The organism is Peribacillus sp. FSL R5-0717 (genome assembly GCF_038002945.1).
GTDB classification, from domain to species: Bacteria; Bacillota; Bacilli; order Bacillales; family DSM-1321; genus Peribacillus; species Peribacillus frigoritolerans.
Map to the genome: position 1 here is coordinate 47300 of NZ_JBBOOF010000002.1, position 17984 is coordinate 65283.

11 protein-coding genes and 5 pseudogenes are annotated in these 17984 nt (G+C 35.7%); 3 read left to right on the top strand and 13 right to left on the bottom strand.

The genetic code is table 11. The annotated features are described in order from the left end of the window. Positions 1-10: 10 nt before the first annotated feature. Positions 11-1132, top strand: coding sequence for an ABC transporter permease (locus NYE65_RS26075; protein WP_328176507.1), 1122 nt, complete (start codon positions 11-13; stop codon positions 1130-1132). Between the two features lie 66 nt (positions 1133-1198). Here NYE65_RS26075 and NYE65_RS26080 read toward each other — a convergent pair. After that, positions 1199-1474 (bottom strand): annotated as a pseudogene (locus tag NYE65_RS26080) (IS110 family transposase); the annotation flags it as partial. 161 nt (positions 1475-1635) lie between these two features. On the opposite strand from NYE65_RS26080, the pseudogene NYE65_RS26085 reads away from it, so the two are divergent. Continuing rightward, a pseudogene (locus NYE65_RS26085) lies at positions 1636-2951 on the top strand (IS3 family transposase). Positions 2952-3089: 138 nt separating this feature from the next. On the opposite strand, the pseudogene NYE65_RS26090 reads toward NYE65_RS26085, so the two are convergent. The 12 genes and pseudogenes from NYE65_RS26090 to NYE65_RS26145 all read right to left on the bottom strand — a co-directional run. Continuing rightward, positions 3090-3927: pseudogene (locus NYE65_RS26090) on the bottom strand (IS1595 family transposase); the annotation flags it as partial. Between the two features lie 34 nt (positions 3928-3961). After that, positions 3962-4576: pseudogene (locus tag NYE65_RS26095) on the bottom strand (IS6 family transposase); the annotation flags it as partial. 93 nt (positions 4577-4669) lie between these two features. After that, positions 4670-4792: pseudogene (locus tag NYE65_RS26100) on the bottom strand (IS1595 family transposase); the annotation flags it as partial. Positions 4793-4903: 111 nt separating this feature from the next. Continuing rightward, entirely contained in the window at positions 4904-6127 is a 1224-nt protein-coding gene (locus tag NYE65_RS26105) for a cation:proton antiporter domain-containing protein (protein ID WP_328176506.1), read from the bottom strand. Positions 6128-6736: 609 nt separating this feature from the next. Next, positions 6737-6988, bottom strand: a complete 252-nt coding sequence (locus NYE65_RS26110) for a hypothetical protein (RefSeq protein ID WP_328176505.1) — start codon at positions 6986-6988, stop codon at positions 6737-6739. A 130-nt stretch (positions 6989-7118) separates the two neighbouring features. Further along, positions 7119-7481, bottom strand: coding sequence for a class I SAM-dependent methyltransferase (locus NYE65_RS26115; RefSeq protein WP_328176504.1), 363 nt, complete (start codon positions 7479-7481; stop codon positions 7119-7121). 317 nt (positions 7482-7798) lie between these two features. Further along, positions 7799-8350, bottom strand: a complete 552-nt coding sequence (locus tag NYE65_RS26120; RefSeq protein ID WP_328176404.1) for a GNAT family N-acetyltransferase — start codon at positions 8348-8350, stop codon at positions 7799-7801. A 163-nt stretch (positions 8351-8513) separates the two neighbouring features. After that, a complete protein-coding gene (locus tag NYE65_RS26125; RefSeq protein ID WP_328176472.1) occupies positions 8514-9125 on the bottom strand; it encodes a Type 1 glutamine amidotransferase-like domain-containing protein in 612 nt (203 codons plus the stop codon). A 456-nt stretch (positions 9126-9581) separates the two neighbouring features. After that, the gene (locus NYE65_RS26130; RefSeq protein ID WP_328176471.1) at positions 9582-10265 is read right to left on the bottom strand and encodes a MerR family transcriptional regulator; all 684 of its coding nucleotides are present in this window, start codon (positions 10263-10265) and stop codon (positions 9582-9584) included. Between the two features lie 1240 nt (positions 10266-11505). Beyond that, positions 11506-11925: a hypothetical protein gene (locus tag NYE65_RS26135; RefSeq protein ID WP_328176470.1), complete on the bottom strand. Its 420-nt coding sequence runs from the start codon at positions 11923-11925 to the stop codon at positions 11506-11508. A gap of 9 nt (positions 11926-11934) precedes the next feature. Next, the gene (locus tag NYE65_RS26140) at positions 11935-13077 is read right to left on the bottom strand and encodes a ParM/StbA family protein (protein WP_340862219.1); all 1143 of its coding nucleotides are present in this window, start codon (positions 13075-13077) and stop codon (positions 11935-11937) included. Between the two features lie 180 nt (positions 13078-13257). After that, positions 13258-15117, bottom strand: coding sequence for a helix-turn-helix domain-containing protein (locus NYE65_RS26145; protein WP_328176468.1), 1860 nt, complete (start codon positions 15115-15117; stop codon positions 13258-13260). Between the two features lie 1043 nt (positions 15118-16160). Between NYE65_RS26145 and NYE65_RS26150 the strand changes: the two genes are divergently transcribed. Further along, the gene (locus NYE65_RS26150) at positions 16161-17711 is read left to right on the top strand and encodes a primase C-terminal domain-containing protein (protein WP_328176467.1); all 1551 of its coding nucleotides are present in this window, start codon (positions 16161-16163) and stop codon (positions 17709-17711) included. Positions 17712-17984: the final 273 nt, after the last annotated feature.

Below are 17984 nucleotides of genomic sequence, written 5' to 3' on the forward strand. Positions count from 1 at the left end.
AGTGATAAAAATGATTAAATTAAATGTAATATTAGGGCTAATAAGAAAAGATCTCAAGCTTACTAGGCGTGACCCTGTAACCTTTACTGCAGCTTGTATGGCCCCCTTAATCTTATTATTTATTTCTGTAATATTATTTAGTGGAGATGGGGATAAGTGGCCCATAGGCTTAGTTGTTGAGTCAAAAGGACAATACTCACAAGAATTGGTAGATGAAATAAAGACTTCTAAATCTAATATCTCACCTTACTTTTCTATTATTACAATGAATAAGAATAAGGCTAATGAGCTAGCTCATAAAGGAAGACTTACCATGGTAATTACTATACCTAGAGATTTTGATCAGAAGTTTGCCCAAGGTAATTCACCTACCATAAACACATATCAGTACAATATAAATACAGATATGTCAAAAAATACAAGACTAAGACTTGAACATGTTTTAAGAAACTTTCAGGAAAAATATACGAACACAGAAATTAAAAATAATTTAGTTTCTCCAAAATTCTATACAACATTTCAGCATGATGTACCCCGTAAAACATATATAGCAATAGGTGTACTAATATTTTCTCTCATGTTCGGGGGAGTAGTATTTGGATCATCTATTGTAGTTCAAGAGTGGGAAGAAAAAACAATAAAAGAAATCCTTTTATCCCCTACTTCAAAATGGAATTTTATTATATCTAAATCAATCTCAGCTAGTTTACTTTCTCTGGTAATATTCTTTATCTTACTCTTAATTAATATCTTTATGTTTGATTTACGTATACAGAACCATACAGTTGAGCTTATCTCCCTCATAATTATGGTGATTATTTCAAGCTCAGTTGTTGGCATTTTCCTAGGGTTGCTAGTGAAGACAAACAGAATTACTTTGCCAATTTCAATTATACTGTCATTTGCATTTTTCTTTGTTTCAGGTGGGTTTAGCAGTGTTGCCACATTGCCAGAACTAGCTAGAAACTTAAATATTCTTATACCCCCTTACTACGTATATGAAGCAACTCAAGATATTATCTTATTTCATGTAGTTGGAGAAAATTACATGAATACACTGATTATCTGGGGATTAATTTTGTTATTAACTTTACCAGCTTCATATATTTCTTTTACAAGAAGCAAAATTTAAAAATATTTCTAATTTACATCTTTGTAAATGTAAATATGTTACAAGCGTAAAATTTAAGCTCGCTTAGGAAAGATGTAACCCTGCATGACGAAGTAGAGAATTAACGTGGGCGAATCCACTTAAATCTCCAGATTCCCCTAAAATTCCAGCTAAAGAGATTTCACTGATCCCTTTAATAGCCAGCAGTTTTTTTGCGAAAGGAATTTGTTAAAGCACGTTAGTGACTTCTTGTTCCACTCTTTCGAGTTGCTTTGTAGCTAGGTCATACTCTTCTAGTAGTTGTTCTAAATGTAGCTTGTAAGCATCATGTGCTTGGTGAGATCCGATAAAACGTTTAGCTAAATCAAATTCGTTTAATGAGGTGATTTTGTTTTTGTTGCATTTTATTCTTCATAGAAGAGCTTCCTCCTTAAGATTAGTGTTGTGTTTGTGTGTACTCTTGTCATACTTGAACTGCACCCCAATTGTTAGACACCCTCTAACAATTGGAGGTGCAGTTTTTTTTGACTAATTATACGATAGACGAAAAATCAAATGCAGTTTTAGAGTACTTAAAAGGGGAAAAATCCTATAAATCCATTGCTCAAGAAAGAAATGTAGGTTTATCCCCTCTGAAAAGATGGGTCGCTCGCTATCTAAAACATGGGATGGAAGGACTTGTTTCATCTTATACAAATTACACTCTGCCCTTTAAACTAGAGGTACTTAAATATATGAACGAATATGGGGCGTCGATCAACGAGACCGCTCTACACTTTTGAATTGGGCAAATCAGTTTAAGGAAGGAGGTATAGACGCTCTTAAACCAAAGAAAAAGAGGCGTCTATCCATGAAAAAAGAAACTAAGAAAAAATCGCTAGCTAATGGCTCTCAAGAAGCACTTCTTGCCAAATTAGAATACTTACGTGCAGAGAATGCCTATCTAAAAAAGTTGAATGCCTTAGTTCAAGAAAAGGAAGCCTTACAAAGAAAGAAAAAGCGAAAGTAGTTCATGAACTAAGGAAACAATTTGATTTTAATCTGCTTCTATCCATTTCTAAAATGGCACGGAGTACGTACTATTATTGGGTAAACGCCTTCGGGCGTGAGGATAAATACACAGAAATTAAATCCCTTATCAAAGAGATTTTCCATACGCATAAAGGGCGTTATGGGTATCGGCGTATCACCCTAGAATTACGTAACCGAGGTGCTCGCATCAATCATAAAACAGTTCTCCGATTGATGAATGAACTAGGATTGAAGTCATTGGTTCGCATGAAGAAATACCGTTCGTACAAAGGGAACATCGGTAAGATTGTGCCCAACATTCTAGCACGTGATTTCAAGGCGGCAAAGTCCAATGAAAAATGGGTGACAAACGTCACGGAATTCCATCTAGTTGGGGAGAAACTATACTTATCGGCCATTCTTGACCTGTTTAATGAAGAAATCATCGCCTATAATATCGTATCTCGGCCTGTTTATCCGCTCGTTTCCAAAATGCTAGATAAAGCCTTTAATCGCTTGGAATCGAAAGATTCACCCATTCTCCATTCAGATCAAGGCTGGCATTATCAAATGAAACAATACTTTGAAAAAACATAACATTACACAAAGCATGTCCCGCAAAGGAAATTGTCTCGATAATGCGGTCATTGAAAACTTCTTTGGCTTATTAAAAACCGAATTACTCTATCTTCAAGAATTTGAAACCATGGAGCATTTCAATCAAGAACTAGAAGAATATATCCATTACTACAATCATCAACGAATCAAGGTAAAATTAAAAGGCATGAGCCCGGTAGATTACCGGGTTCATGCCCTCAAGGCTGCCTAAGTAAATAAAGTGTCTAACTTTTTGGGTTCACTTCAACTGAGGGGTTCTTTTTTTTATCAAGGTTAATATTTAACGCTCTAAAGGAATGCTACCCTGCCCCCCATTATTCCAACAAGTAAATAATTCTTATAACACCTATTAATTGGATAGTATAGGCTTATCGTAAGTGTCATTTTTTGAGAATAAACAACTCTCAACAAATATTTTGCTTACGTAGTATTATCATTGCGGTGTTTAATCACATCTAAGAATTGAAACCAACTCAAATAACAGTCTAGGTATTTCGTTGCCACGCCATTAAAATCGTCTATCCAGCCTTTGAGACGACTGTGATGGTTATTTACATTCTAAATATGATAAAGACCTCTTACTCGTTCTTTAACATCTGATTTGAAATGGCATAGGTCTTAAATGCTCTCCACGCATCGATGCAAAGCACATTAGAAACCGATAATTTAGAACCAATTGCTTTACCTAACGGGATTTAATAATACGCTCTTGACCAATAATCTTTGAATAAGTGACTTTTGGCGGTCTCTTTCAATAGAGACACAAACCTGTCCCTTACTAATTTCTCAATCTTTGGAAGCACCACCACGTTGGCGAGGTTTACGGCCATTTATTTTACGTTTGCCCTTTTCCGAGTATAGGAAATAGGTCTCGTCCCTTACAACAATATCTGTAAGCTGTTCGAAATCTATTTGTTTTAAGACTTATAATAATTTTTGTCTTCAATAAAACAGGTTACGAAGTGGACTTTAATCATCTCTGATGCCTTGCGTAAAGAATAGCCCTCAATCATACACTAAACAAAATCCAACCATTTATGAGTAAGGTGAGTCAGATATATTGGTGTGTTGCTGACATCGCTGAAAGTCTTACGGCAATCTTTACAGCGATAACGCTGACGCTCCATTGTTTTCATTCCAATCTTGACGGAATACTTCCCGAGGCGAACAGCAATATCCGAATGGCAGTCGCAGCCTCCTTTAAATTACTAGATTTTAATGCTAACCCAAAGAATTAATGGATGAATTCTTTTTATTTTGGACAGACTTCACCCTTTGGTAAGTCTGCTTCTTTTTAATCATGTGCACCACTTCGATCTCGGAGACGATAATTTTAGCCATTCGAAAGGACTTGAATCCTAGCATGGTACGAACACGTTTCTTAATAAAAATGGCGATATTGTTCCACGATGTTATTAAGATATTTAACCTGCCTTATTTGGATGCCTGCGGGCATCTTTTTCTCATCCTTTAACTCTTTAATGGCTATAGGGTATGGATTTTTATGAACCGTTATGACATGGGGTATTGAAACATGAATAGACCGCAAAGCTTTCTTGAAGAAACGCCTTGCAGCCCGATGATCTCTTGTTTTACTTAAATAAAAATCAATTGTATGTCCTTTTGAATCAATGGCACGATAAAGATATATCCATTGGTCTTTTACTTTTACATATGTCTCATCGACTCGCTAAGAATCATTGGTTTACTTAAGATAGCGACGCACTCGCTTATCTAATTCTGGTCCATATTGATAACCCAACACATAATCGTTGTGTGAGCAATAGATAAGCCTCGTTCCCCATCATTTCCACTTAAATAAATTCTGCTTTTCCATACTAATCACGTCCCTTTTTAGATTGATAGTAATAGTATGTCCAAGTTTAAGAGATTACTTGCAAGTGTGTTAAACTTTTTGCACTAGAACCCCTTATTGAATACAGGTTCACTTGCGGAATAAGAAGTAAGAGATTTCACGAAAAACTCTTTTAAACAATATTGGTCTGCGGGACTAAGTTTTTCACTCTCTTTAATAAACTCCTTTAATGCTATTCGGTAACACCAACCCTTTTCCTACATCAGAGCAAACGTTCGTTTCGTTCGAATATCAACAGAATTATTTAACAGAGCCAAATATTTAAAGTCTATAACTTTACTTATTTTTCACAACATCCCCCGTGATAATCCTATTTTCTTCAGTGAGTGGGAAAAAGATAGGTTAAACAAAGGGATAGCCATAATAGATGTAATTATAGAAATAATGACTATTATTGAATAGATTTCCATCGTAACAATGCTGTATTTTAACCCCATATCTGCAACAATTAGGCCCATTGTTCCGCGTGCATTTAATAAAGCTCCTATAGCAGATGCTTGTCTCCAATTAAAACCTAAACACCTCATAGTTATCATGCATCCACCGTATTTAGATATCGTAGCAACAAGAAAAATGATTAATAATGGTAATAAGTATTTTCCTTGAAATATTATAGATAAATTTGTTTTTAAACCTATGTTAGCAAAGAATAAAGGTAAGACAATCATATTGAGATAGTAAAATGTTTTTGAAAGTACACCTTCACTAATGAGGACCCTGGGAACAGACAACCCAAGAACAAAACCAAGAAAGAGAAGATGTATATTTAAAGACTGCCCAATTAAAAAAAATATCAGAACTAAGACAATAGATAAGAAATAAGCTGACTTATATTGAAATTTTGTGAATATTAATTTTAATGTAAGACGTAATACAATTAAACAACTGAATACAAATGAGATATTTACTAAAATTGAAATCATCCCCGAAGAAATTCCCATATCTTTCATACTAATGAATTGAATAAGAATTGTAAGTAGACACCACGCTAGAGCATCATCAATACTTGCAGACAAAAGTGCAATTCTTCCAATAAGTGTATCAGTTAGTTGATGTTCTTTAATAAACATTGCCAATAAAGGAAAAGCAGTTAGTGAAATAGCTATTCCCAAATACAAAGCAAAAAGGTGAACATCTGTTTTTACAGGTATGTAATTATAAACTAGATATGCAATAAGAAAACCACTTGCTAACGGAATTAGCATTCCATTAATCGCAATAATACCTGATTTATAAAACATTGGTTTATTTACTTCCTTTAAATTAAATTCATACCCAATAAGAAACATATATATACTTAGCCCTACGTTACTAATAATTTCAATAAAATCTTTGAAACCTGAACTAAACAAAATGGGATGAAAATAAGGAATAAGACTACATAACGGTGATCCAAGAAGTAAGCCACCAAGCATACTCCCTATAACTGCAGGCTGTCTAAGAATTTTAGATAACTTACTTAAACAACCACTAGTAATATAGATTATAAATAAAGAAAAGATGTAAATCATTTTAATTTATCTCCTTTAAAATTAATTAATTATTTAATTAGTAGAATAATGACTCTATATTACCATTTATTCAATTAATTGTTAATATAAGAAAATTTATCGGTTTATAATATGTGGTGAAGATACTTCTTATCAATTTCCTAGCTTTTTTTGGTTTTTCAATAAGTATGGATATTGCGTTTACCATCGTTGTATTGTTAAATTATAAGCCCATGTTCTTGTGTACTTATAATCTTCTACCAAATTCTTATTTTTTCTTGTAATCATTTTCCGTGCATTTTCTAAAACAACTATATTCGGATTGATCGTCATGTGAAAAACTCCTTATTATGGGAATGCAAATTACTTGCAGTTACATAATAACAGACTGCAATTCACTACTTTGATTCCATTTAAAACATTGATGTAAACTCTATATTTGTTATGTTTTAACTAAAATTACAAAAATACAAGAAAAAAAAAGACATGGTACTATAATATAGTTAGAAGCACCAATACTAAAAAAATCTATACATGTAAGGAATATCACTTGTAACTTCTGTATTCTAGTATTTATATCCTTATAAATACAAATCTATCAACGTTTAAAGAGTTACAAAAGAATACAAATTATGTATCCTCATGTAACCCTTCTTTTATTTCAAAACTTTTCTGTGCTGAAATCAAATCCCAATTTTTTGATAATATCTTATTGATTAAAATTCCTTTATGAGCCCTACCTCTTTTATTAATAGTTGTGTATTCGACATCCAAGTCCTTGTTTTTAAAAGTGACTGTAACATTTCTCTTCAACCAGGCAGATCGAATTTGTTTTGCATTTACCCCTAAACTCTCTTTAACGTAGGCAGTGGTTAAATACAATTCCCCATTGTGATATAGAGCACTAATAGTTTGTGTAGGATCATATTCTACATATAATCTGTTACGATTTGAATCAATCTCTTCAAGTAACTGTTCCAGCTCTAATAAAGGCCTATCAACTGCCTTGTTCTCATTTGATAAATTGTAAAAAAGTGCATCCAGAGCTAGGAAAGCTAAGGGGGAGTATCACAGGCAGCCAACACATCGCATCATGGAGGTCCATTATGATAACATCTGGTAAAAATGAAATCTTGGTGTGCTCTTTTGAAAGTTCCAAACATCGTTCTACTGCTGTTTCCGAAATATCAATACCCTCAACAGCAAATCCCTGTTTAGCAAAAAAAAGGGCATTTCTGCCTTCTCCAATACCTATATCTAAAACCTCTCCGTTTTCAGGAAGCATTTCAACATATTGAGATAAGATACTATTAGGATTGAATCCCCATAGACTATCAACATTTTTATATTCTTTCTCCCATATATTTTGTTTCATTTTTGTCACCCTGCATTTAACCCTGCATAAAAAAAGCCACATTAAAGGCAGCTCCGATCTTAAGCTAACGCACCCGTTAGTTTAAGTAGATTTCTTCACAAACTTTTTAGTTAATACAGGAATGCTGCCCCTTTAGTTCCATAAAGAAAGAGCTGCCTTAAAGACAGTTATGAACCTTCGCTAACGCACCTTTTAGTAAAATAAGTTCAGCCAGATATTTTTGTTGAACCCACTAACTCACTGTCAGTCCACTATTTGGCGAATAATTCAGCATATCTCCACCCAAAAACGAAACCTATTACAATAAGCAGTATAATCTATAATCCTACTGAATTAATAATTCCATAATACACCAGATCTTCAAATCGATTTTCTTTCCTCACATGGTCAATTAATATCCCTTCTTTTTTCAATCCTAATTTTTGCATCACTCTTCCTGAAGCTGGATTTGAATTAAAGTAACGAGCAAATACTTTATGGTATTGCTTTTCTTCAAATGCAAAATGTAATATAGCTTGCGCTGCCTCTGTAGCATATCCATTTCCCCAAAATTTTTCACCAATCCAATAGGCTATTTCACCATTATTAAACTTTTGGTTGTTAGATAGCGCTATAGCTCCATATAATTCTCCACTTTCCTTATCTGTTATAGCAAATTCATATGATTTATTAGCATTAAAATTATCAAGATGATGCTCAATCCATGATAAAGCATCCTCTATAGAGTATGGATAAGGTAGGTACAATGTATTTTTATAAATATTATAATTATTACAAAGTTTAGTAACAGCTACTGCATCAGATTTTTGAAACAGTCTTAGTACTAGCCTTTTAGTGGTTATTGTTTTATTTAGATTATCATATATCATAAGAAATCCTCCCTAATTTTGGATACTTATTCTTAATATATTTACTATAGTTATCCAAAAGTTCTTATTCAACTAAACTGCCCCGTTAGTTCCATAAGAAAAAGAGCTGCTGATCAGCTCCTGGCATTGTAGTAAAGCACCTGGTAGGTTTAATAAGACATTTTTATTGTATAAGTACATATTCGTCATCCTTGAGTCTAACAACAGAACATTTATTTATATTTTCGAACACTTTCAACCTATCTTCTATTGACCTGCCAGAGTTATTTGGAAACAAATCTTCCCTATCATAATGAGGAAAGATAGCTTTATTAGTTAATCCTAGTGCTGTTAAATCCTGCATATCTACTGTATTTATCTGAGGTGTAAAAAAATTTACCACTTCAATGTTTGGTCCAAGAATAATTGCTCCAGCACTTACACCTACAATGACAGTGTTTTGTTTTGCTATGTCCTTTATTATTAAGTCAGCTCCACTTTTTTTCATATGATACAGCAAATTAAACGGATTCCCTCCATTGATATAGATTACATTATATTTCTTAAGTAGTTCTGGTTTGTCGAATTCTATATCAATAAAATCAACCTTCTTAAATCCATATCCTAAAAGGTCTTCTTTTGCTTTCATTGCGAATCTATTATTTTGTTTTTTATGAGAAGCTGTAGTAATTATTGTTGCTTTTAGATTACTCAAATCTCCATCAATTAGTTGCAAAAATTGTTGCTTAATTAAATCTGTAAAAAATCCATTAGAAGTTAATAAAATCTTAGTCATTCAAATCAACCTCTTTTATTTAATATACTTTTATATGTTCCAGTAAAAACAGTAAAACCCTTCCTTTCTAGCTGTTTCTTCTGCAACTATCCTGCCCCGATAGTTCCATAAAGAAAAAGCTGCCTTAAAGACAGCTTCGATCTTCAGCTAACGCACCCGTTAGTTCACTAAGATTAAGTCATTTATCTATGTATTTATAGATTCTACAATTTACTTGTAATTTTATCTGTGTATTGCCTTATAGAGGCATAATTCAAAAATGGGTGATAAATACACCTTCTAACCGTATAGGTAAAACTGCGTCACGTCTGTAACGCATTTTTCATTTGGCTTTGTTGTCTTATATTCACGCTCGAGAATATTGGACACTACACTACGAAATTAACAAAACCCTGGTTCGGCCAAAAGCTAATCCAGGGTTATTAGGTGCTAAAATATTAAATGTGCTTTCATGATTTACTTATCAAGTTCCATTTCTTTTTTCAACCGTTCCACAAAACGGTCATTGATATAAGTACGGACAAACTGGTCCTTTTTCTCCAAATCGATGTCTTTTCTAAAAAAACCCACCCTCTTAAGGCGTTGATCCTCAGGCAAGTTGGACCATGCCTGGTTCGCCTCCTCTTCCAGAGAACTTTCAATCTTTCTCTGGATCACCATCGCTTGAAAGCTTTGGTTCTTTCTTTCTGCTATAGATGGTGGTTTGGGCAAGCCGTTTAGTAACTGTTCATATTGGCTTTTCAACTCTTCGACTTTTGCGGTAGCCATTTCTTCAAAAGTTATCTTTACTTCATCTGTTATCTGTTTTTTCAAAGTCTCCATATTGTCTACATATGGAGCAGGTTTCTCTTTTTTTACAGGGAATGGTCTTAACTCAAAAAAGTTTGAGAGATCATTTGAAATCGCTGATAAGGCCCACTTCTCTTCCCTTCTCTTCTTTATAAACATTGCAATTTTTAAATCTAATTCATCGTACACCTTTTCATTGGTTTCTAGAGTACGATTTATATAATGGAGGCGTTCTTTTTCTAACCGTTTAAACCAACCGTCCACAGTATTGATATGTATATTTTGATTGTTCAGATGAGTTTTTAACGTTTCTACAAAATCACTAATTTTCCAAAAGGTTTCTTTAGACATTTTTGAACCCCCAATTGTTTTATTTGTCTTACTTTGCTATTAAAATCCACTAAATAATGGACTATATGTTGAACACCAAACACAAATGGGCTACATATATTCGGTTATACCAGTAGTAACAGAAAGAATAATAAGATGCCTCTAGTTATATACTCATTTTATGTAGATTATTTATGGATTATAGAGTATATGTGCTCAATATCTTTTTTCTAATTAAGACCGTTTATTGAAAACTCTTGCCTAGAATTTTTTTAATGAAATATAGCCTCTATATTATAGTCTATATGTAGAATACAAGACACAAATGGTCTACATAAATAACTGTTATATTTGCAGTAGTAGTTAAATAATAGAAAGAAAAAGGTTAATAAAATTATCTAGCTGTAGTTCCGGATTCATGTAGGTTATATATGGTGATGATTTATAGACCATTTATGGATTATAGAGTATATGTGCCCTCTAAGTTTCTTTTCTTAAGTTAGCAACAAGGAATAGATAGTGTAGATATTGCCTCGTATTATGGTCTATATGTAGAATACAAAACACAAATGGTCTACAGTGATAACTGTTGTATTTGAAGTAACAGTTAAATAGTAGAATGAATATGGTTTAAAAAAACGGTCTAGTTATGGATACGGGTTTATGTAGGCTATATATAGCAATAGTTTATAGACCATTTATGGATTATAGAGTATATGTGCCCTCTAAGTTTCTTTTCTTAAGTTAGATAAGATACATTGTTTTGGAACTTGAAAACTACCTATCTAGATTCAGCTAATATATGGAGTAGATGTAGCCTCTAAATTATAGCCTATATGTGGAACATAAAATACAAATGGACCACATTACTAATAATATTATACAAGACTAGTAACGAATAACAAAATAAAAAAGAATTATAAGATGGCCATTTTTGATTTATTATTTTTTATTTAAGGAGGAAGTTATAGCCAGTTTTGGAGCAGAGGGAGATTATTCCTTTAAATTGACCATCTGTAGCTTAAATCCTGTAAAATTTATAGACTATATATAGCTTACAGAATACAAATGGTCTTTATAAAGAGATTCGTTTGCTGCAACTTTGGGGGAGGGTTAACATTCTAGCCATTTGAGTAACCAAATAATTGTAGAATACAAGTTGTTTGTGCTCTATATGTATTTGACTTTCAATAAGCAATGTCCTTTCTCTGATTTTGACTGATTTTGTCTATAACAGGAAAAACCCCATCAAAGGATGGGGTTAGTCGTCGTCGTCAAAATCTAAGAATGTTTTTTGTGCAAATTTTTGAATGGCTGCATTTGCTTTAAATGCGGTTCTTTCTTCTTGCTTATTTTCTAGAGGCTGATTAAATTCAAAGGCTTTAGTAGGCTTGGTCACTACCTGATATAGAAGTTGACCAATCAATGCTTTTGTATTAGGGTGGTTCATCCATTCCTTTTGTTCAGCTGTCAAACCTTCGGGCAGACTAATGGTGATTTGATCGCTATCTGTATTCCCCAAGGCTTTTTGCGAAACAGCCTTAACAAAGATTGGAGCTATTTCACTACTGAATTTCCTGCCTAATTCCTTTTTCCTGCTTATTAAATACTCACTGACATGTAAAGGGGTATCAGAGGGTAAGCGAAAAGAGATGGTTTTTCCAGGCTCAAATTGTTCCATGGATTTATATCACTCTTTTGTAGCTGCCACGTTTTGTGTAGATATCCCTTTACTTTGTAAATACATAAGCAAAATTTTAAAATAGGCTCGTGTAATCATCCATACGCTGTCATCTTCCGAAACGAAACGGAGAGGGTAGTTTTTGTCAGCTTGATTCAGTGCATTCAAATAAGGTTTTAACACCAAGGATCCGCCCCCAATTTGGTATGCTAGTCTTATATCGGGAACATTCCGCCACATATCTTTAATCAATTTATATTCTTCTTTGGCCAAAACGGATAATTCTTCATCTATGATATCCTTTATGGAGACCCTATTCCCATTAACCCAGATATGATATTGCTCATCAGGCTGTTCATTTGTGATGATTTCTACGAGTGTGCGTCTACTTTTAATGGTGTATTTGTATTTGGAATAGACTTTCTTGATAATATTATCCAAATAGGTGGATACACCTCTTTTTATTCCATTGCTGTATTCATTATCCACTTCAGCTTCATCGGTGATGATGGCTGAGTCCGTTGATAAGCCCCCAATATCGTTGATGAGGATTGTTTTTCCTATGAGTTCCTCGTTTTTGGTAGAACCGTCATCATTTGTAGTTAAATCCACAAACGCTGCGAAACCTTCCGTATTCACAAGGATTTGTTCGAATTTAATCCGAACAATTTTACCTTCCAGGGAAGGGGTTTTTAAGAATTTCACTTCATGTTGGGAGTTTTTCAGCTTTTTTCGGAAGTCTTTGGCTTTTCCTTGTTTAGTTTCATCCAGGGGCAATCCTGTTGATAAATAATAAGTGGCTTCAATTACACCATCTTCTTCAGGGAATTGTTCCACGGCATCATAAGCAAGGGTTGTCAATAGCATGATGACAGGTTGGTCACTCTCGGATTTATCTTGATCTGGCGTTAATTCGTCATTATTTGGATACTTGGATGCTAACTTTCCGACAGCAAAACTTCCGTTTTTATTTTTTAAGGCGGATGAAGTAATCTCCACATGTAATCCATTCAATATGTTTTTTTCCATCTCCACAATTTCCCGATCTTGCACTTCTGCAATGACGTTCGGTATGTATACACGATTTTCAATACTTCCCAAGAATCCTTTCACCGCATCATTACCAACATCAACTGATACAAATCTAGCCATTTTTAATAGATTCCTCCTCGGTTTCATTTATTTTCATTGAAATCCAATCTCATTGTATGCTTTTTGTATGCAACTGTCAAATTTGAATGCAAAATGCATGCAAGTGAAAATTCTCCGTTCCGATGTAGGGAGTAAACAAGATGTAGGGAGCAAACAAAACGACAAAACTCTAACGATTAATCAATTAGAGTTTTGTCGTTTGGATTTTTCTTTTATCCAATTGAGCATTTTTTCATCGTTCTTATTGTTTTGACGCTTATTTTCCTTTCTGAGGTATCGCGAAAGGGTAGAGTGGGAAATGCCGATTTCCTCAGCCGTCTGTCGGATACTCATATTTTGAGAGTCCATCATTTCTCTCATCGTCTCAGGAGAAAGCGCCAATTCCTTTTCCGGCCCAAAATGAAACGCCTGCTGCTCTGTTTTGGGTAGGCTACTGGTGATCACGGGTGCCACTTTGGATGGAACCTCAAATGAGTCTTCCGTTTCAAGTGTAGGGGCCAACTCATCTAGTGAAAAGTCCTGGGAGAAAAAAAGGTCTTCAGAAATCGAATTTTCGTGACTTATCTGATTCATCCGTTCAATGATTTCCTCATTCACCAAGCGGCTTGAATCTATCATCATTTTTTTCTGGTTCTCTTTAACGACAATGTCTGTTGGTAGAATAAGCACATTCAACTTGGTCCAATAGCCTTGGAACCATCCTTTTTTTCCAACTTGTTCTTCATCGATCTCTTCGGTGTAGTTCCAGCTGCTGATCACGCTGTCCTTTTGCAATTCATCCAAAACGTTTTCAAACTTATCCCTTTTTTGCACCCCGTTATATCGACTGGATATGTCCATTATTTTCAACAGGGTAGAGACCTTAAACGGTTGATGCAAGGACCTTCTGATGGTCCTGATTTTCCACTGTAGATTTAGGTAGCGGGTCAATCGCTTGTGTTCGCGCTGTGTGTAGTGGCTATACTGAAACACTTTTAAATCCAACAAGCCAAGTGTGCGATTTGGTCCATCTAAATAAGGGGTAAGAATAGGGGATGGCTTTACCTGTACGGCATATATCCCTTTCGCTTCCCCGGTCTTTTTATCATAAGCAACACGGATTTTTCCGATTTCGAACATTCTCTGGAAATCCTTGAATTCATAAAGTTCATTGTCCTGGATATCTTGAGTGTTGATCACTTTTACCTGTTGATTGCCCAGAGAAATCCAAATGCTTGAAAGTGCAGCAACCCGTTTCATGATATTGAAGCGATCTTCCTCACGAAAGTCCAGTTCCCGTCCTTGGGCAGTCCGTTTCTTCAGGTTCCTAAGCTGTAAGGCATCATTGCTATGAAACTCAATATACCCGTCAATGGACTTGGGCGAGACCATCCATAAATATGTAATTAAGTCAAAGAGGTCGGCGGTCATTTCATCCAATGAGTTTATAGTGGATTCTATCAGTTCTAGCCACATTTCCTGTTGATCGGAGGCTAGCTCAGCTTTCTGTGATTCTGGGGGCCTTATTTCAGCTAATCCTCTAACGTGTCCACGGTTGTCTATAATCTCGGTTGCCAAGAGACCAGCCTCTCCTTTTTTAAAGTCCTTTTTCTTTGTCACGATGTCTCTCATTAAATGATAATCAATATCCATGCTTGAATAGATATAGTGACGGCTCAAGGCCTCACTTATTTTCTCTTCGTTCGCACTGCGTTTTATCTCGTCCAGCGGGAATTCGTGTATGAAATGTCCGGCCAATATGACCTTGATTGTATCCTGATAACTGTCCACGGCCTTTTTAATCATTTCTTTTGTTATAAGTTTTTCGAAGTATAACGTTTGAGTGAACAAGGAAAATAAGGCCCGGAAACTTGGTCCCATGGTAAAGCCTGGAACCTGATTTTTTACCTCTTCCTCCGTCATACGATAGGCTTCCTGTCTCCATTTGTCCAAAATATAAGGACGATCTTCAAATAAAATCTTGGTTTCTTCGAAAATAGAAATTTTAAGAAACTCATAGTTCAAAATCATACGATCATGTATGTCCTGATACCTCAACAACAACCCCATCCTCTCAATTGCAGGGAATCCTTGGGTGGAAAGATTAGAACTTTTTCATCTAAAATGCACCACTTTTTTATCATTATAACAAGAGTGGACCACATTTCGAAGAGTAAATGCACCATTTACTACACAGGTTTCGAATTAATGGTGCAAATGCACCAGTTCCAGTCTAATTCCTTCCATACCTCTAATAATAAGGAATTCTGCACTAGCTAAACGCTTAAAAACAAGGAGGAATAGTCAGTCACTTCACTATTAGCACGATTTCTTTGAAATTGAGCTTTCAAAATGCACCATCATTCTAGATGTGAGCGGAACCTGTGTACCATTTCATAGATGAAATGCACCACATATGCCCTATATGTGGCACATTTTTTAGTGATCATGAAATCTTAGAAAATGCCACTTTGAAATCTTTTTGGGGATATTGAGTATAATATGCACCAATTCAATGAATTCGAGCGGAACCTGTGTACTATCCTATGAAAGAAATGCACCAAACTTATATTTTCGGAGACGAAGTGAGCGGAACCTGTGTAGGAGGGGGAAACGTTGGTGAAACAACCATTCAACAATGATTTACTTTTCTTCACCTTAAAATTGCACTCACCTTTTGAAGGAATATTTAGAGGTTGAGCGGAACCTGTATACCAAAAGTGCACCACATGACCATAAAGGTGAGCGTAACCTGTTTGGCAAAATTTTTGGTTTTACGTTCACGATGCTTAATATGACTAGTTTTTTCAGTAACCTATTCAATTTGATATATGTGCACAATTGGTCCATTATTGGCCTTTTTGGTGCAAAAAGTGAGCGTAACTTGCATAATAAAAAAATTTAATGTTTTTTTCTATCCCTTGGGGCTCTAAGCCTCAGGGGCCTTTTTGTTTTTGGTGCATTTCTCTTAGAGAGCACCATTTTTCAAAAGTCGAGTTCGATATACTTTATTCAACAAAAAGTTCCATGTAAGAAGTGGAAATCGGTCCAATTTATTTTAACTTTAGCTGTTTGTAACAAGTATTAGGAGGAAGGTGCAAATCATGGGAACTCCATTGGCAGAAAATCGTAAAAGAGGCCTTCATTCAATCGTTGAAATCATGCAATTTATGACCCATGATGGCTTGCTTCTATACAAAAAAAAGGGTACTCGCCAACCTATAAGCAGGGTGGTTGCATACGAGAAGACCATGAGCGAAACCAAGAATCGTAAAGGCGTGGTCTTTGTATCGCCGTCCAAGGCAGAACTCGTGGAGGGAAAAGGCTTCGTCGTGACCTCTTACGAAACGCTTCAGGAAAAGTATCAAAACCTCTCACACTGGACACCCAATATCTACCGAGGTGGTACATACTATGATTTCAAAAACCGCATCATCAAGGGGCATCAGCGTGAAAACCTTAAACAAATCCATGTCATAGGACTTGATATAGATTCGAAGGAAGTGGATCTGTACGCCCTTTATCTTGGATGTGAGGAATTGGGATTGCCAAGGCCAAATCTCCTGCTGGAAACGCCAAGGGGATTCCAGGTCTTCTTTGTCCTGGAAACTCCCTTCCACATAAACAAAAAACACGATTACAAGGCTTTAAGAGTGGCCGAGCGGCTGTCAGAAAATATTCGAAAAGCGCTTAAGAAATATGTACCGGTTGATACCGGATGTATCCCTTTCGGCTTCTACCGCATCCCAAGAGAAGACAATGTACTGGATTTCTATGACCAGCCTGCCAATACGGACCTATTGCTTACCTGGTCCAAACAGTATGAAGAGCAGGAGAATAGGAACTTCCTGCGTGTGGTCTACAACAAGAATGCAACAACAATCGATCAGACCTCTTCCGACTGGTATCGTGCGCTTATTCGATCTACACACATCGAGGAGGGGCATTACGGATCCAGCCGCAATAATGCGCTCATGACACTTGCACTTGCCAATTATGCGAGTGAACGGCCAATCGAGGAAGCTTATGATGAACTTGATCAATTCAACAGCAACCTGGAACACCCCCTTAAGAAAAGAGAATTTGAACGAATCCTGAAGAGTGCCTATTCAGGAAAATATAAAGGCGTAAAACGTACATATGTGGAAGGCTTACTCGAGCTTTGGACAGATGGACATGCTAAATTCAAGGGAAGGGAAGGGTGGTATAAGTTCAAAAAGCCTCGGGAAGAACGAGTGCGATCCCATTATAAGGAGTGGGAAGAGGATATCATTGCCTATCTGGATACCCATACAAGCCCTGAAAAGCCGTTTTTGGAGGCTTCTTTGAAAAACCTTGCTGAAACCTTTGGGATTCCCCTATCCACGCTTAAAGAGGTCTGCAAGCACTCTAGTAAACTCAAAAAGTTTACGATTGGCCGAGGACGCGGGGCGGTCACCAAACTGGCCAGCCGTTCCATGCTATTCCAAAACTTGTTGCTATTACGTAGGAATCACATTCGCCAATCCCAGCTGACGTTTGCGGAATTGCTGCCCCATCGGAAACAATTTACTGCGGCCCTTCCAATACCCACATTGGAAGCCGAATTGTTTACCCATGAAGTGGACATAATATATAGTTCCGGAGCTTCTCCGCCGGATAAGATGACTTCTTGAAAATAATAAGCCAGTCTGCCAATACATATCTATAGTATCCTTCTTGTGGGGTCTTTAAGATTCATAGCTTCCTTGAATACTTAGTGTTTTTAGGGGACTGGGTTGTTAAAGTTGATGATCACTCTTATTTACTAGATTTTATTTTGGTAATGTAATGGTGTTTGAATGGGTAAACAATGAATTTTTGGGGAGTAAAAGTCTGGTTAACTGTTAGTTAGCATTTTCATGCGTTTTTTTATACATATAGGTGATTTAAGTTAGTGGGAATTTTTT

Excerpts from the sequence above, each read along its gene's own strand:
- NYE65_RS26075 (WP_328176507.1), top strand. The coding sequence starts at position 11 with ATGATTAAATTAAATGTAATATTAGGGCTAATAAGAAAAGATCTCAAG.
- NYE65_RS26105 (WP_328176506.1), bottom strand. The coding sequence starts at position 6,127 with ATGATTTACATCTTTTCTTTATTTATAATCTATATTACTAGTGGTTGT.
- NYE65_RS26115 (WP_328176504.1), bottom strand. The coding sequence starts at position 7,481 with ATGAAACAAAATATATGGGAGAAAGAATATAAAAATGTTGATAGTCTA.
- NYE65_RS26120 (WP_328176404.1), bottom strand. The coding sequence starts at position 8,350 with ATGATATATGATAATCTAAATAAAACAATAACCACTAAAAGGCTAGTA.
- NYE65_RS26125 (WP_328176472.1), bottom strand. The coding sequence starts at position 9,125 with ATGACTAAGATTTTATTAACTTCTAATGGATTTTTTACAGATTTAATT.
- NYE65_RS26130 (WP_328176471.1), bottom strand. The coding sequence starts at position 10,265 with ATGTCTAAAGAAACCTTTTGGAAAATTAGTGATTTTGTAGAAACGTTA.
- NYE65_RS26135 (WP_328176470.1), bottom strand. The coding sequence starts at position 11,925 with ATGGAACAATTTGAGCCTGGAAAAACCATCTCTTTTCGCTTACCCTCT.
- NYE65_RS26140 (WP_340862219.1), bottom strand. The coding sequence starts at position 13,077 with ATGGCTAGATTTGTATCAGTTGATGTTGGTAATGATGCGGTGAAAGGA.
- NYE65_RS26150 (WP_328176467.1), top strand. The coding sequence starts at position 16,161 with ATGGGAACTCCATTGGCAGAAAATCGTAAAAGAGGCCTTCATTCAATC.